Annotated in this window: 1 protein-coding gene; it reads left to right on the forward strand. The window is 41.9% G+C overall.

The annotated features are described in order from the left end of the window. The coding region (locus tag FY049_RS22275; RefSeq protein ID WP_446084443.1) for a hypothetical protein at positions 1–291 on the forward strand (291 nt) is incomplete at both ends.

Genomic DNA, 291 nt, shown 5'->3' on the forward strand with positions numbered 1-291 from the left:
GTTAACCTTTAAAGGTGATACCGCAGCGACGAGCACAACTAAAAAATTAGGTGATACAGTTTCCATCACTGGTGATACGAACATTAGTACAGTTGCGACTACTGATGGCGTACAAGTTAAGTTAAATCCAAACTTAGACTTAGGCGCAGCTGGCAGTGTCATTACAGGCAATAGCAAGTTAGATAACAGTGGGTTGACGATTACAGGTGGTCCAAGTGTTACGAGCAGCGGTATTAATGCAGCAAACAAGAATATCAGTAATGTTGCTGATGCAACTACAGATGATCAAGC

The organism is Acinetobacter sp. 1125_18A (assembly GCF_052824985.1).